Origin of the sequence: Singulisphaera sp. GP187 (genome assembly GCF_900129635.1) — a bacterium.
Taxonomy (GTDB): domain Bacteria; phylum Planctomycetota; class Planctomycetia; order Isosphaerales; family Isosphaeraceae; genus Singulisphaera.
The window spans coordinates 653,760-670,213 of sequence record NZ_FSRB01000001.1 but is presented as its reverse complement, the minus strand read 5'-3'; the positions used below and the strand labels follow the sequence as shown (position 1 = coordinate 670,213).

10 protein-coding genes are annotated in these 16,454 nt (G+C 63.9%); 8 read left to right on the top strand and 2 right to left on the bottom strand.

Translation table 11 applies throughout. The features are described from left to right. Nucleotides 1–541: 541 nt before the first annotated feature. Nucleotides 542–3,547, top strand: coding sequence for a YfhO family protein (locus BUS42_RS02685; protein ID WP_143206221.1), 3,006 nt, complete (start codon nt 542–544; stop codon nt 3,545–3,547). A 177-nt stretch (nt 3,548–3,724) separates the two neighbouring features. Here BUS42_RS02685 and BUS42_RS02680 read toward each other — a convergent pair whose 3' ends face one another. Then, nucleotides 3,725–4,165, bottom strand: coding sequence for an FKBP-type peptidyl-prolyl cis-trans isomerase (locus BUS42_RS02680; protein ID WP_074305040.1), 441 nt, complete (start codon nt 4,163–4,165; stop codon nt 3,725–3,727). A gap of 433 nt (nt 4,166–4,598) precedes the next feature. On the opposite strand from BUS42_RS02680, the gene BUS42_RS02675 reads away from it, so the two are divergent. The 5 genes from BUS42_RS02675 (at nt 4,599) to BUS42_RS02655 (ending at nt 11,244) form a co-directional block, all read left to right on the top strand. Continuing rightward, the gene (locus BUS42_RS02675) at nt 4,599–5,498 is read left to right on the top strand and encodes a ThuA domain-containing protein (protein ID WP_074305038.1); all 900 of its coding nucleotides are present in this window, start codon (nt 4,599–4,601) and stop codon (nt 5,496–5,498) included. 452 nt (nt 5,499–5,950) lie between these two features. Next, nucleotides 5,951–6,226, top strand: a complete 276-nt coding sequence (locus BUS42_RS02670) for a hypothetical protein (protein ID WP_074305036.1) — start codon at nt 5,951–5,953, stop codon at nt 6,224–6,226. Nucleotides 6,227–6,653: 427 nt separating this feature from the next. Beyond that, entirely contained in the window at nt 6,654–7,631 is a 978-nt protein-coding gene (locus tag BUS42_RS02665) for a PVC-type heme-binding CxxCH protein (RefSeq protein WP_074305035.1), read from the top strand. Beyond that, a complete protein-coding gene (locus BUS42_RS02660) occupies nt 7,577–9,625 on the top strand; it encodes a DUF7133 domain-containing protein (RefSeq protein WP_143206219.1) in 2,049 nt (682 codons plus the stop codon). The genes BUS42_RS02665 and BUS42_RS02660 overlap by 55 nt, the downstream gene beginning before the upstream one ends. A 74-nt stretch (nt 9,626–9,699) precedes the next feature. Further along, nucleotides 9,700–11,244 (top strand): glycoside hydrolase family 10-like protein, encoded by a 1,545-nt coding sequence (locus BUS42_RS02655; protein ID WP_254053259.1) that lies wholly within the window; start codon nt 9,700–9,702, stop codon nt 11,242–11,244. A 159-nt stretch (nt 11,245–11,403) separates the two neighbouring features. Here the strand turns inward: BUS42_RS02655 and BUS42_RS02650 are convergent, their stop codons facing one another. Then, nucleotides 11,404–12,831 carry a DUF1501 domain-containing protein gene (locus BUS42_RS02650; protein ID WP_074310600.1) on the bottom strand — a complete coding sequence of 476 codons (1,428 nt, stop codon included), beginning with the start codon at nt 12,829–12,831 and terminating at the stop codon, nt 11,404–11,406. 313 nt (nt 12,832–13,144) lie between these two features. Here BUS42_RS02650 and BUS42_RS02645 point away from each other — a divergent pair, with 313 nt between their 5' ends. Beyond that, nucleotides 13,145–14,971 carry a M3 family oligoendopeptidase gene (locus BUS42_RS02645; protein ID WP_074305029.1) on the top strand — a complete coding sequence of 609 codons (1,827 nt, stop codon included), beginning with the start codon at nt 13,145–13,147 and terminating at the stop codon, nt 14,969–14,971. Nucleotides 14,972–15,273: 302 nt separating this feature from the next. Next, complete coding sequence (locus BUS42_RS02640) at nt 15,274–16,320, top strand: DUF1559 domain-containing protein (RefSeq protein ID WP_074305027.1); 1,047 nt, start codon at nt 15,274–15,276, stop codon at nt 16,318–16,320. Nucleotides 16,321–16,454: the final 134 nt, after the last annotated feature.

The window sequence follows — 16,454 nt, the reverse complement described above, 5'->3', positions numbered from 1 at the left end:
AGGTGGTGATCGACTTAACTTGACTCTTTGCCAAAGGATCCGTGAGCTTCGGATCGTATCAGAGTCCTGCGCTCCAGGTCCTGGTGCTATCCACGAAGTGAATTCGGACTGCTCACGCCAATGCGGTCCGATCACTCCTTTTTTTAGGTTTCAGCCTCCTCGCTCCCCAACCCCAACGGGGCTCGGATCACGGCCACTCGCGAGCCGTGGCCAGAACCATCAAATGGAAAGGCTGTCCTATTCATGCAGACACGACGAATCATCGGTTTTGCGTGCCTCCCTTCGCTGGTCATCGCCCTGCCCCTCGCACTCTCCGGTTGCGGAGGGAGTTCCCAAGAGGTCGGGGCCACAGGCGAGGTGAAGCCAGCTCCGGGCTCCGTGGAACTCGATAAGGAGTACGAGCAAACCGGCAAAGCGGCGAAGAAACCTCAATAAAGCGGCGGTCGGTCGCTTTACCTGTTCACTAACAACTCGAATCAAGCCACACTTTTTCATTGATCAACAATCAATTTGAGCCCGACGGTGAGGGTGTTTTCTTTTGATGATGGCGAACGCACCGACTGCCGAATCTCCACCAGGCAGTTTTCAAGGATGGAGGAGGACCATCCTGAGCCTGGCCCTCGCCGTGCCCCTCATCGCGATTTTCAGCCCCGTCCTCTTTCACGACCGCCAGTTTGCCTTCCAGGACGCGGGACATTTCTATTACCCACTCCTGGAACGGGTCCAACAGGAGTGGGACGCCGGACGCTGGCCGCTCTGGTCTCAAGAAGCCAGCGCGGGCACCCCGCTCCTGGGCAACCCGACGGCGGCCGTGCTTTATCCAGGGAAGTTCATCTTCTTCGTTTTGCCCCACCCTTGGGCCGTTCGGTTTTATGTAATCGGCCACGTGGCCCTGGCCTTCTTGACGATGAGGACGCTGCTCCGCGGGTGGGGGATCTCCCTCGTCGGGTCGATCCTCGGCGCTCTGGCCTACGCCTTCGGCGTGCCGGTGCTGAGCCAGACGAGCAACGTGATCTTTCTGGTGGGCGCGGCCTGGGTCCCGCTCGGGTTCTTGACGGCCGACCGCTGGGTCCGGTGCGGACAACGCCTGGCGATTCCAGGCTTGGCGATCGTCCTGGCGCTCCAGATCCTCGGGGGGGACCCGGAAGCGGCCTATTTCACCTTGGCCTGCGCGATCGGATACGCGGTGGGCGTGGCGGCCACACGGCCTCCGTCGGCGATAGGCCCCTTGTTTCGCGTTCTGGGTCTGAGTCTGATTCCGTTGCTTTGCGGGCTTCTCGCGCTCTCGTGGTGGTCGGCCCGCGTGATCCACGATGTGGCGGTCGCCACGCCAGGAACGCCACCACCGTGGAAGGCACCAAAGTCAGCCGTCGTGGTCGTGGTGTGGACGCTCGTCGCTGCGATCTTGGCCCTGCGCGTCCGTCAGGGACGCGACGGCCGCAGGTTCGCGACCATGGCGGCCGGGCTGATCGGCGGCGCGATCCTGGCGCTGGCCGTCAGCGGAGCGCAGCTCTTGCCGATCCTCGAATACACCGGGATGAGCTTCCGCGCGGCGGAGTCCGAGGGGTTTCACGACTCCTATCCCTACAGCGCTCACCCCCTCCAGTTCCTCGATGCCCTCTGGCCCAACGTCTACGGGACGGTCGAAGGGGGCTATCGGACCTGGCTCAATGCCTTACCGCCGAAGCCCCAGAGTCGGGTCTGGATGCCGTCGGTCTACCTTGGGGGGCTCCCCTTGGTGCTCGCGGGAGTCGCGTTCGGAGTCCGAGGCGGCCCCCCCTGGCGGGCCTGGCTGAGCGTCGTGGCGGCCGTAACCCTCTTGGCGGGACTCGGGTATTATTCAAGTCCGCTCCTCTGGGCACGGTGCGTGCCTGGCTGGAGCGCCCTGATCGGGCCGCTAGAGCCCCCCTTCTCCCAGCAGGTCCGTACCGACGGTTACCTCCGTGACGGAGACGGCGGAGTCTACTGGTTTCTCTCCTCGATCTTGCCCGGGTTCGGTTCGTTCCGTTATCCGCCCAAGTTGCTCGTCTTCTGGGCACTGGCCGTCTCCGGGCTCGCGGGCCTCGGCTGGGATCAGGTCGTGGTGGCGGGCCGAGCACGGCGGGCCGTCGGCATTGCAACGGGTCTACTCGCCGCAAGCCTGATCGCAGGCGCGACATCCTGGATTGGCGCCGGTCCGCTCCAAGTCTGGTTCAATCGGCTCGCCGAGACCTTGCGGACGTCGGACGAGCCGCTGAACGTCGCCCAGGCGCTGGCCAACCTCCGCGGAGGGATCGGCCACGGGGCCATCGTCGCGGCGGCAACGGTCGGCCTCGCCCGGCTCGCCACTCGTCGTCCCCGGCTCGCTGGCGTTCTGGCAGTCGCGGGACTGACGCTCGACCTCGGGCTGGCGAATGCGTACCACGTGATCACCGTGCCCCAGTCGGCCTTCGAGGGGACGCCGCGGGCCTTGGCGTTGATCCAGGAGGCAGAGCGAGCGAACCCGTCACCAGGCCCGTTCCGCGTCCAACGGATTGGCCGCTGGTGGCCCGCGCGCTGGACGCAGACCGGCCTGCCGCGAGAATTCAACACGATCACTCGCTGGGAACGCGACACGCTCCGGCCCAACTTCAACCTACCGCTCCGGGTTCAATCCACGTTCTATCACGACACGATTGAACCCATGGATTTCGGGATTTTCTTCCTGCCTTGGCGGCTTCGTCCCGATCAGGAGTCAGCGCGGACTCACGGTCTGAAACCAAGCGAACAGGTGTGGTACTACCCGCGCCGCGGGTTCGACCTCTGGAACACCCGCTATTTCATCGTCCCCGGCCGGCTGATCTGGGACAATTCTTCACGCGGTTATGCGTCAATGATCCCGAATTCCACCTATCTCTACCCACCACCTGGGTCGTTCAACGGTCTCGATGGCCCCGAGCGTCGCAAGCAATGGGGCGCAACCGAAGACTACCGGATCCTCCGCAACGAGGCCGCCTTCCCGCGGGCCTGGATCGTCCACCGGGCCTACCTCGTGCCCCCGACGACCGGGCTCAGGCTGGCCGATCGCGGCAAGATCATGCAAGAACTGCTCTACCAAGGTGACGAATTCTGGAACATCCCGGGCACCCTGGTACGCGACCCTCACACGATCGCCTGGGTCGAGACCGATCATCCCAAGGAGGTTGACCAACTCCTCTCTCGCGCCATGCCCGGCCCAGACGAGACCGCAACCGTGACCCGCGACGACCCCCAACGCGTCGAGGTCAAAGCCGTGCTCCACAGCCCTGGTCTCGTCGTCATCTCCGACTTCTATTACCCCGGCTGGAACGTCACTGTGGACGGTCGCTCCGCCGAAATCCTCCGAACCAACCGCGCGATGCGCGGAGTGGCCCTCCCCGCCGGCACCCACCGCCTCGTCTTTCGCTATGACCCGCTCTCGTTCCGCATCGGGATGGCGCTTTCGCTTCTGGGAGTGACCACCGTCGCCCTTCTCGTCGTCTGGGGACTTCGAACTCGCCCCCAGGACGGATGGAGAGGAGACTCCTGGCCCATTTTGCCTCGAGAATGAAGTGCTGGCGGACAAGGTTCTCGGGGGCAGCGAGAAGCCCCGCACCCCTCGAAGTGATCGAGGATTACGGGGCTTCTCGAATCTTCCGCCTCGCTCGGAGCGACACCGCGATCGGCTCCCACACGCCCAGCCCGTCGGGCTGACGTGCGAGGCCTCTTGCGAATCAGTGGTCCCCGGTCACTTCACACCCAGCAGTTCCACATCGAAGAGCAGCGTTGCGTTCGGCGGGATCAACCCGCCACCCGCCCCCTGAGCGCCGTAGCCGAGCGACGCGGGGAGCAGGAGCAAGCGCTTGCCGCCGACTTTCATCGTCGCCACCCCCTCATCCCATCCCTTGATCACTTCGCCGTTGCCGATCGCAAAGTTGAACGGGGTCCCCCGATCGACCGAGCTATCGAACTTCTTCCCCTTCTTCCCATTTTGCCAGAGCCACCCGGTGTAATGCATCACGCAGGTCTGACCCGACTTGGGCGACTGGCCGGTGCCGGCCACGGTATCTTTGTACTGGAGGCCACTGGCCGTCTTGGTCATCGTCGCGGGGTCGATCTTCTCCGCGGCACCGGCCGCCAGGGGAGCGGCCGCCAAACAGGCCGCGACGATCGCAAATTTCAACGTCATGATGCAGCATCCCTTCAGCATGGAAACGCAGGGGCGACGTGCCGTCCGCGCACAGGACACGATACCAAACCCCTCCCGTTTCGGGGATTCCTCTCTCCCCGAGTTTTCACGCTTCGCCGATCGGACCGGAGCAGTTGCCCTCGCGATTCCTTGGCATCCCTCAATCTTGCGTCTCAACGATTCGTAACGACTTCACTAAATATCACAATTACATCACGTTATATCTTCATCAATTCTGCATTTTCCAAACCATAACAGTTCTCGTTCGCTTCGACATACCGGCTTGCTCCCGAGCCGAATCGATGGGATGCTGTCGGGCTGCCCGGGAGCGAATTCGTCGCTCGCTCCACTTTCGCGATGCGAAGAGTCGTCGGTCGTGCGAAGACTCGAGCCACGTGAGCGTTGCTGACCTCTGCCTATCGGAGAATCCACCATGCCTTCCCGGCGCGTACTCGTTCTCGCGATCGCCGCAATCCTTTCGCCAGCGGTCGTCCCCTCGGGCCGGGCGGCCGAACCGGCGGTCAAGTTGCCAAGCGGGATCAACGTCGAAGAGCAACCCACGGCCCCCGACGCAGTCAAGATTGTGTTGATCGCCGGATCCAGCACGTACAAGCCCGGGGAGCATGACTATCTCGCCGGCTGCGTCACCCTCATGAACTTGCTCCGACAATCGCCGCATGTCGTTCCGGTCCTGGCGATCGACTGGCCGAAGAAGCCGGAGACCCTCGAAGGCGCCCAGGCCATCGTCATGCTCTTCGACGGCGGCGACAAGCACGCCTTGCTCAAAGACGATCGGCTCGCCTTGATCGAGAAACTGGCGGACAAAGAAGTCGGGATCGTCCAGTTGCACCAGGCCGCCGACTATCCCAAAAAACACGGGGATCGCGTTCGCAGCCTGGTCGGCGGCGCCTGGGAACAGGGTTACTCCCAACGCGCGCACTGGGTCGCGAAGTTCGAGACATTCTCCGCGGAGCCGATCTTTCGAGGGGTCACCCCGTTCTCGGTCGACGACGGCTGGCTGACCCGGCTTCGGTTCGCACCGGAGAAAAAAGGGGTGACGGCTCTCCTCCGCACCGTCTCCCCCAAGGACTCGAAAACGAAGGAGTCTGATGACGGGGCCATCGTCTCCTGGCTCTACGAACGCCCCGATGGCGCCCGGTCGTTCACCTTCACCGGGGGCCACCTGCACCAGAGCTTTGCCGAAGAAGGCTACCGGCGCTTCCTCGTCAACGGCATCCTCTGGACGGCTGGCGTCGCGATCCCCGCCTCGGGTGCACCCGTCGCCCTCAATCCCACCGACCTCAACACATCCGCCCCCGCCAAGCCAAACTGAGAACGCCCTACGGCACCGATACGGTAGCTCCAGCGCACAACGAGTTTGGGCCGGCGGAACGCCTCCTGTCGTTGCGTGACCTCGGACATCAGGCTGGGCGAACCACCCGACGCCCTCAGATGAGTCATGGACGGGATCGCCGAGCCGGACGAGGGCCGACAAGCTTGATCCCGAGGCCACCTTTCACGACGCAACGACATAGTAACATGTTTTGCACGCCTACCGGATCTTGCCCCGCCCCCGGCCGAGCCGGTAGGCGCGGGAATCTGGATCAATGGTACATGTCCGCCAATCATTGGATGCCTCCCAAAGGTGGACTGACAGTTGCCGACCACTTTGGCGTGCGACCTTCAGGACCGTTTTGGCCCCGGTCGATAGACCGCGCTATCACTCGACTTTCGGCAGATAATGCCTTAAACTGATTGAGGTTAGCCGTTTTCGGGAGCGATGGTATGACGCAGAGAGAATTCAATCATCTGCTGAACAGCCTAAGCTCGCTATCACATGAGCAAACTCGACAGCTACGCCGTGAGCTGAACAGCAAGCTAGCCACCACAGTGACGGAACCGGCGGCAGCGGACGAGGCATTGCAGCAGAGGCTGGTCGAAGCTGGTTTGCTGAGTGAGCTCAAACCGCCGATCCGCGATTTATCGGCGTACCGCAACCGCAAAGCGGTTCCCATCCAGGCTGAGCCGTTGTCGGAAACCGTCATCCGTGAGCGTCGCTAACGGTGCCGCTCTACTTTCTGGACACCAGCGCCCTCGTCAATACGCCGAATGAACTGGGACAGGGCGATCGCGACTTGCGGGTCGATCGTGAGGAAGTGAGGCAGGCGACCCTGCTTCACTTCTTTTCATCCGACTCGCCAGGGCGATCAAGTGCCTTGCGAACCAGGAAACCGACTTTGCCCGCCAGACCCTTCTTGAGATCCCATAATCAGCCAGAATCCGCGGATGGCTCGCTTTTCCGGGTCACCTCACCCAGAAAAGGACGCTGAATCGACGTATCGCACAATCGAATCCCAAGCCGTCAGAGCCTGCTGAGCGCACGTCGCCGGTTCGTTGGGGCTCGGTGGTTCTCTTCTTCAGCGCGTTCCCTACAATGGGGTTTCGTTTGGCGATCACGATTACGGTCGACCCAAGGAAATCCCTAGCTGTGAAACGGTCACTCCTTACCGGACTCATCCTCACGGCGCTCGCGGTTGTTGGGGCGGATGCTCCCCTGCCCCGGACCAAGCCGCTGGAACCGGCCGACGCCCTCAAGTCATTCCGGATCCTCGATGGGTTCCAGCTCGACCTGTTGGCCGCCGAACCCCTGGTTATGGACCCGGTGGCCGCGGCTTATGACGAGGATGGCCGGCTCTTCGTCGTGGAGATGAGCGACTACCCCCACGTCGACCCCAAAAACGACAAGCCATTCGCCGAGAATGCGGGCGACCCTCCCATCGGACGGGTCCGGCTCCTGATCGACCGCGATGGCGACGGCCGGTTCGATGAAGGCCATATCTTCGCCGACAAGCTCTCCTGGCCAACCGGCCTCGCCGTCTGGAAGGGGGGCCTGTTCGTCGCCGCCACACCCGACCTCTGGTATCTCCGTGACACCGACGGCGACCATCGCGCCGACGAGCGGCGCCGGGTCTTTACCGGGTTCCGCAAATACAACGTTCAGGCCGTTATGAACAACCTTCAATGGGGCCTCGACCACCAGATCTACGGCGCGGGGTCGAGCAACGGCGGCCAGATTCATCCCGCCGACTCCAAGCAGGCGGGGGGAGTCGATATCCTCCGCAAAGACTTCCGGTTCGATCCGCGATCGGATCAATTCGAGGCGATCTCCGGAGGGGCCCGCTTCGGCAACACCTTCGACGATTGGGGCAATCGCTTCCTCTGCGATATCCGCAACCCGGCCCAACACGTCGTTCTTCCCGCCCGTGACATGGCACGCAACCCGTACTTACCCGTCCCCCGCGCCCTGAACGACTCGGCCGACGCCGGCGACGCCATCAACCTGTTCCGGATCAGCCCCCCGAACCCTGGCGGGAATTGCGGGCCAGGCGCTGGGCCGCGGTCGGCAAAGCGATGCCGCGCAGCGAACTGGTCGGCGCCGGCTACCTCACCTCGTCGAGCGGAGTGACCGACTACCGAGGCGATGCCTACCCCGAGTCGTATCGAGGCAACCTGTTCCTCGGCGAGGTCGCCAACAACCTGATCCACCGGATGGCGGTCGAACCGCAAGGCGTGACCTTCCGGGCCCGCCGGGCTGACCCGAACGCGGAGTTCCTCGCGTCGACCGACACCTGGTTCCGGCCGGTCAACTTCGTAAATGCCCCGGACGGGACGCTGCACGTGCTCGACATGTACCGCGAGACGATCGAGCACCCCTGGTCGATCCCCGACGACATTCGCGCGCTCCTCGACCTGCGGAGCGGCGAGGATCGAGGGCGGATCTACCGGCTCGCTCCTCCCAAGTTTCAGCGTCGGCAGACGCCTCGACTGAGCCAGGCCACAACCCCCGAGTTGGTCCAGCTCCTCGAGCACCCGAACGCCTGGCACCGCGACACCGCCCACCGCCTGCTCTACGAACGTCAGGACAAGACGGCGATCCCGCTTCTGAACCAGCTCAGTCGCAATGCCACGGATCCGCGGGCCCGGCTGCACGCGCTTTACTCGCTCGCGGGGCTCGACGCGCTCACGGAAAATGACCTCAAATCCGCAACTCTCGATCCGTCGCCTCATATCCGCGAGCAGGCCGTGCAGCTCGCCAAACCAGGGCTTGGCGAGTCGCCATCGCTCCGCGCCGAGGTCTTGCGGCTGGCCGCCGACCCCGACTTGCGGGTCCGCTTCGAGGTCGCCCTCGCACTCGGCGAGTTCCCCGGCGACGAAGCCGCCCAAGGTCTCGCCACAATCGCCAAGCGCGACGCGGCCGACCCTTGGGTGCGGACGGCGGTACTCAGCTCCGCGATCGCCAGCCCCGCCGGCCTCTTCGAACGCCTCTGGGGCGATCGCGGCTTCGCCGCCAGCGCGGAGGGGCTGACCCTGCTTCGCCCGCTCGCCCTCGTTGTCGGCGCTCGCGCTCAGACCGAGGAGATCGGCCGCCTCCTCAACGCGCTCGCGACCGGGGAACCGGACGAGGCGAGAATCGAGGTGGCCCTCGGGTTTGGAGACGGGATCGCTCGGACCAAGCGCCGGCTCTCGGAGCTCCGGATGGGCGCCTCTCCCACCGCGGCCGCCTGGCTCGATCGACTGTTCAAGGACGCCGCCACCCGGGCGCCCGACGGCTCGGTCCCCTCCGAGCAGCGAGTCAAGGCGATCACGTTGCTCGGCCGCGGCGACTTCGAGGCGGCCCGGACCATTCTGGCCCCCTTGCTCGACCCGCACCAACCGCTCGACGTGCAAGGGGCTTCGGTTCGGGCACTTGCCGGGTTCGATCGCCCCGAGGTGGCCAACCTCTTGCTCGCCCCTTGGAAAGGGTATACTCCGCCACTCCGAAGCGAGGTCGTCGGCTTCTTGCTCGGGCGACGGACCTGGATCACCCCGCTGCTGAAGGCCGTGGAGGCGGGGATCGTCCCGGCCAGTCAGATCCCGCCGGTCCGCCGGGCGCTCCTCTTGAAGGACACTGATCCCGCGATCCTGAAGCAAGCGCAAGCTCTGCTCGGAGGTGAAACTCCCGGCCCTCGAACCGAGGCGATCGCGAAGTACAAGGTGGCTCTCGACCGCCCCGGGGATCCGGAGCGGGGCAAAGTGGTGTTCGAGCGTGAATGCTTTGCCTGCCACAAGCTGGGCGAGCGCGGGCACGCGGTGGGACCGAACCTCGCGGGGGTCCGCAAACGAACCCCCGACGAGATCCTGGTCAACATCCTCGACCCGAACCGCGAAGTCTCTCCCGAGTTTTTGGAGTACAGCGTGGCCCTCGACGACGGCCGGGTCGTGACCGGACTCGTCGCCTCGGAAACCCCCTCAGGCGTCACCCTTCGCGCCCGCGAAGGAGTCGAGCAGACGATCCTCCGCCGGAACGTCGAAGAGATCGCCAGCACGGGCAAGTCCCTGATGCCCGAAGGACTGGAGAAAACCGTCGGCCCCGCCGAAATGGCCGACCTGATTGCCTTCCTGCTCAGGATTCAGGATTGATCGAGCATCGGATTGTTTCCCCCCCAAAGGAATGCGTCAGCCGACGCGAAATGAGACGAGACAAGATGAGACCAATGGCACGTTTGAAATTCCCTTCAAGTCTGGCAATCCTCGCACTCGCGACCCTGATCGGGTCGACCACGACGGGGATCGCGGTGGGGGCGGACCAGCAGCCTCCGCCGCTCCCCCGCGAATTCCGAGCGGCCTGGGTCGCGACGGTCGCAAACATCGACTGGCCCTCGCGGCCGGGCCTTGCCACCGAGGTCCAAAAGCGCGAGGCGATCGCGATCCTCGATCGTGCCCGCGATCTGAACCTGAACGCGATCGTCCTCCAGATCCGCACCTCGGCCGACGCGCTCTACGACTCGAAGCTCGAGACCTGGTCGGCGTTCCTCACCGGCGAGCAGGGCAAGCGGCCCGACCCGTTCTATGATCCGCTCCAGTTCTGGGTCGAGGAGGCCCATCAGCGCGGGCTTCAGCTCCATGCCTGGTTCAACCCGTTCCGCGCCCGGCTCCAAGGGGTCAAGTACAAAGAATCGGCCGACCATATCAGCAAGACTCGCCCCGACCTTACCAAGGAATACGGCGGCTTCCTCTGGCTCGACCCGGGTGAGCCGGAAGCGCGTGACCACACGTTGGCCGTCTTCATGGACGTGGTCAAGCGCTACGACGTCGACGGCATCCATGTCGATGACTACTTCTATCCCTATCCGATTATCGATCCCGCGAACCCCCAATCGACGAAAGAGCTCGACTTTCCCGACGACCCGAGCTGGAAGAAGTACCAGGCCTCGGGAGGTAAGCTTACGCGCGGCGACTGGCGCCGGGAGAACATGAATCAACTGATCGAGCGCATCTACCAGGGAATCAAGGCGGAGAAGCCGGCCGTCCTGTTCGGCATCAGCCCGTTCGGAATCCCGAGGCCGGGCCAACCCAAGGGGGTCGTCGGGTTCGACCAGTATGACAAGCTCTATGCCGACACCGTGCTCTGGCTCAACAAAGGCTGGTGCGACTACTTCTCACCGCAATTGTACTGGAAGATCGACGCCCCCGGCCAGCCGTTCCGGCCGCTTCTGAACCACTGGGTTGAGGAAAACCAGGCGCAGCGGCACATCTGGCCGGGCCTCTCGTCCAGCCGGATCGGCAACGGCAAAACGAGCTACGCCCCCGAGGAGCTTCTCGGCCAGGTTGAGATCATCCGCAAGACCCCGGGAGCGACCGGCGAGATCTTCTTCAGCATGCGCTCGCTCCTGGACAACAAGCGAAGCTTCGCCGATCTCCTCAAGAAAGGTCTCTATCACGAGCCGGCCCTGATTCCGGCATCGCCCTGGCTCAAGCTCCCCGCGCCCGGTCTCCCTCGCGTCGAAGTCCACGTGGGCAAGGACAAGAACCAAGGCAAGCTCGAGCTCACCGTCCAGGCCGGCCCGGGAGCCGCACCGTTCCTCTGGGCCGTCTCGACTCGCCACGGCCAAAATTGGTCCGTCACACTCCATCCCGCGGCGAACGGCCCGGTGGTGGTCGCTGACGACGAGAAAGAGCCGGCCTCCCAGGTCGCCGTCACCGCCGTGAGCCGGGCGGGCGATGCCAGCGACCCGGTCGTCTTGCCAGTCGCTCGCTAAGACGGTTCAAGAACCAGATTTTCAACCACGAATGATACGAATGACACGAATAGGAACAGAAGTATAAAATTCAAAATCGAATCATCATCATTTTGAATTTTTTATCTCTTGTTTTCATTCGTGTCATTCGTGTCATTCGTGGTTAAAATCTTCAATTTTTCAGGTAAGGATCGCCTCGATCGGCCGACCACCGTGGGCAATCGCGATTGGCCGGCCGGTGAGGTCGGGGAGCATGAGTTCGGGGTCGACCCCGAGCAGATGATAGAGCGTGGCCACCAGGTCGCCGGGGGTCACCGGGTGGTCGGAGGGATAGGCCCCTGACTTGTCGCTCCCCCCCAGGACGAATCCTTCCTTGACTCCGCCCCCCACCAGCAGGGCGAAACCGCACAACGGCCAATGGTCGCGACCCGCCGTGCGATTGACCTTAGGCGCCCGGCCCATCTCCCCCATGATCACGACAAGGGTCGAGTCGAGCAGGCCGCGGCGGTCGAGATCCTCGATCAAGGCCGTGCCGGTCTGATCGAGGTTCGGCAGGTTGAACGACTTGAGCATGCCGAAATTGTTGCTGTGGGAATCCCAGTGCCCGCCGCCGCGTGACTCGGTGGTGACGGCAACGAAAGTGACCCCCGCCTCAACCAGTCGCCGCGCAATCAAGGCGCTCGAGCCGAAGAGCGAGGAGCCGTATTGATCGCGCACCGCCGCGGGCTCGGTCGACAGGTCGAACGCGGCCCGGGCTCGGTTCGAGGCCAGGAGGGAGAGCGCCTTGCGCTGAAAGTGATCGAGGTTCTTGGCGTCGCCCACCGCTTCGAGTTGGCCGGTGGCCCGGTCGATCTGTTGCAACAACGAATGACGCTGCTGCAATCGCTCGATCGTCACGCCGGGCAAGTCTTCAAGCGACGGGAGCCTGGGAACCCCCAACGGCGCGATCGGGTTGTAAAATTCCTTGTCCTGGTTGAACTCACGGTCGAACGTCGGGTCACAGACCGAGAAGAGCGGGTCAAATCGCCGCCCGAGGTAGCCACCATACGGCCCCGCCCTGCGGAGACCTTGGCTGTAGCCAGGGTGGGCCGGCAAGTAAACATGACAGGGCATGTCGGGCGCTTCGATGCCCAGGTACTGGCAGACCGCGCCGATCCCGGGATGGTCGCTCCGCTTGGTGAAGTAGTTCTCCTGGTCGTTGCCCCCGGTGAATCCGGTCAACACGGCATACGGGTTGTGGCTGTTGTAGGTGTGGGTCACCGACCGGATCAAGGTGGCCCGATGCATCCATTTCGCAGTCTGGGGAAGATGCTCGCAGATGCTCAGACCGGGGAGCGAGGTCGCGATCGGCTGAAACTCGCCGCGGATCTCGACCGGGGCGTCCGGCTTCATATCGAACATATCGAGATGACTGGGCCCGCCGTACAGGTTGATCAGGATCACCGACCGGATCCGACCCGGCGCCCGGCCCGCGGGCGATTCCGCCTCGGCGCGGAGCAACCGCGGCAGGGTCATGCTCCCGAAGAGAGAAAGCCCGCCGGCCCGGAGCAGTTCCCGCCGCGTTACCCCCGCGCACGTGGTCGTTCGCCCCCCCATGATCCGCAGCATGATCACCTCACCCTCGAATAGGGAACAGCCAGAACGACCTACGCACGCCCCACCAAGATCCAACGATTCTTCAACATCGTAACGAGAACGGCCAGGTGCATCAATCAAATCCATCGCGAACGGTCAGTAACGGTGGAAATGAACTCGATTAAGACCGAGGTCCAAGGGAAGTGCGAGGGATCGGCATTGGTGGTCGCAACCGACCGAGCACCTCGCCCCGGGCTCCGAGGCGTTCGTTGGTGTACAATCGGAAAATCCGAGGGAATCCGCCTGAGGATTGGATGGATGATGGAAGTGGAGAGCGAGCACGATCATGACCCGATCGGAACGAGCGGCCAGCAGTGCGGACGGCATCACCTGGGATCTGGACGACCTCTACTCCGGGTTCGATGATCCCCGGATCGAGCAGGACCTCAATGCGTCGCTCGACCGGGCGCGTGCCTTCGAGGCATCGTACCGCGGGCAGATCGCGGTTGCGGGGGGGCCCACGCCGGCGTTGCTCCTGGCCGCGATCGTCGAGTTGGAAGCGCTCTCGGAGCAGATGGGCCGATCGGGCGTCTACGCGAGCCTGCTCCACGCCGCGAAGACCGACGATCCCAAGCACGGCGCCTTGCTCGCGCGGACCCGGGAGCAGCGGGTCGCGACCAACAAGCACCTGATCTTCTTCGACCTGGAGTTGATCCGGCTTGCCGACGACGTGGTCGCCTCGCTCCTCAAGGCGCCCGAGTTGGCGCGGTATCGCCACTACCTGGAGGAGAAGCGGGCCTGGAGCCCCCACTACCTCGGTGAGGCGGAGGAAAAAGTTCTCGAGGAGAAGGGGGTCACCGGCCGCGCCGCGTTCGTCCGGCTGTTCGAGGAGACCCTCTCGTCGCTGACCTGCCCGTACGAGCACGACGGCCAGGTCGAGTCGCTCAGCCTGCAACAAGTTCTGTCGAGGCTCTACGACGCCGACCGCGCGGTCCGCAAGGCGGCCGCGGCCAGCCTGACGGCGGGGCTGCAAGGCAATTCGCGTCTCCTCACCTTTATCTTCAATACGGTGGTCCTCGACCATAAGTCGGACTGCGAGCTCCGCCATTTCTCGAGCCCGATGGCTTCACGCCACCTGGCCAACGAGATCGACGACGCCACGGTGGAAGCACTGCTGAGCGCGGCCGAGCGGCATCACGCGACGGTCCATCGTTACTACCGGCTCAAGGCCAGGCTGCTGAAGATCGAGGATTTGAGCGACTACGACCGCTATGCGCCCCTCTTTTCCGACCTGCCGGAATGCAACTGGTCGACCGCCCGCCAGATCGTCGAGGCGAGTTACGGCGAGTTCAGCCCGCAAGCCGGAGCGATCATCCGCGAGTTCTTCGACAAGCGCTGGATCGACGCCGAGCTGCGGCCGGGCAAGCGCAGCGGTGCCTTCAGCAGCAGCGCGGTCCCGAGCGCTCACCCGTATATCCTGATGAATCACACGGACAAGCTCCGGGACGTGATGACCCTGGCGCACGAGCTTGGCCACGGCCTCCATCAGTACCTCTCGCGCCAGGTCGGCTACCTCCAATGCCACACGCCGCTGACGACCGCCGAGACCGCCAGCGTCTTCGGTGAAATGCTGACCTTCCAGCAACTGCTCGCGACCCACCCCGACCCGCGGACCCAGCTCGCCCTGCTCTGCGGGAAAATCGAGGACAGCTTCGCCACGGTCTTCCGCCAGGTCGTGCTCACCCGGTTCGAACAGGCGCTGCACCGGGCGCGTCGCGAGCAGGGCGAGCTGACCACCGAGCAAGTCAACCAGCTCTGGGTGGCCGCCAACCAGCCGATGCATGGCGACGCCGTCCGGCTCACCGAGGGATACAGCTCGTGGTGGCTCTACATCGGCCACTTCATCCGATCGCCGTTCTACTGCTATGCCTATGCCTTCGGAGAACTCCTCGTCCTGGCTCTGTTCCGGAAATACCAGGAGGAAGGCCCCTCGTTCGTCCCCAAATACCTCGAGCTGCTCGCCGCCGGCGGGTCCGACTCGCCCGACCGGCTGCTCGCCAAGCTCGGGGTCAACGTGACCGACCCGTCGTTCTGGGAACTCGGAATGGGGCTCCTTGATGACATGGTGACCCAGGCGGAAACCCTGGCGGAGCAGCTCGACAAAGCTTCGTAAGTCCGGAAGGGCGAACCGGCCTCGCTCCGGATCAAAGGCCGGGATTCCGATCCCGTTCTGGTCCGGGCGAGCCGCCTCGAAATCCTCGACCCTGCAATTTACAACTGTAAGACAAGAATGGTACGCTTTCTCTGGGGGGGGATTCGAGAAGGGCCTCGTTCGGCCAAACCGCTCCAGACGCTCGCTATCGACGTCCAGCCCACGTCTACTGCGTCTAGCGGCGTATGTGGTGCCCCCAAGCCAGACCGCGGGAGCTTTCGCGGGTGATTCCACGTAGCAACCTCGGGACGGAGGTGAGTACGATGACGACCTGGTTCACGGAACGGCCACACCGTCGCGGATTCACGTTGATTGAGCTCCTGGTCGTCATCGCGATCATTGGCCTGCTGATCGCCTTGCTCTTGCCCGCCGTTCAGGCGGCACGCGAGGCGGCGCGTCGCGTGCAGTGCGTGAATCACCTCAAGCAACTCGGGCTTGCCGTCCAGAGCTACTGCGACATCAACAACGCGCTACCGCCGGCGGCGGCCACCGGCCCCGAGTGGTCGAACAACTTCAGCATGAAGGTGCGAATCCTCCCCTTCCTCGAACAGGGCGCCTTGTTCAATACCCTGAACATGTCCTTCTTTCAGGAGTCGGCGCCAAATGCCACCTGCCTGACGACGATGGTCAGCACCTTCCTCTGTCCGTCGGATGGGAACGTGCCGTGCGGAACCTACCCCGTCAACGGCCCCGGGCCTCGCCAGGTCGGCTATACCAGCTATCCCAACAACCTGGGGACGACCCCGACCAACAATGGCGGTCGGTACGACGGCCCGGCTTACTTCATGGGAGCCGCCAGCGTACCGAGTGTCGCTCAGCTTGCGCCCATCGTCACCCTGGCCGGGATCACCGATGGAACGGCCAACACCGCCCTCTGGAGTGAGATGGTGCGAGGCAAAAACGGGACCACGATCGAAGGTCCGAACCAGGTCTACCGGATGGCCTTGCCCGCGCCGACGACGAACGCCTACGTCCCCCTCGACACCTATTTGAACGCGTGCAAGATCGCGACAACCCTCGCCGAGTTTGACTACAAAGGACGGATCTGGGGCTCCGATTCCGCCGCCCAAGGGGGAGGCTACTCGCACATCATGACGCCGAACCTGAAAGCCTGCCTGTTCCAGAGCCAGACACTGCCGGTGGAGTATTCGACGTTGTGCGTCGGCGCCAGCTCGTTCCATCCGGGCGGCGTGAACGTCGGTTTCCTCGACGGTTCGGTCCGCTTCATCAAGGACGGCATCAACCCGGCTACCTGGTGGGGCCTCGCGACGAAGGCCGGCGGTGAAGTGATCGACGCCAGCGCCCTCTGAGAACTTCGCTTCCCAGTCCAGTCGCCCCCCAGGCAGACCGCGGGCGGGCCGCCACGCACTCGGGAACCCGCAATTTGCGGTCGGTTGTCAAAGGTCAAACCATGGCCTAACTTCACAAGGGGAGAATGCGCGAA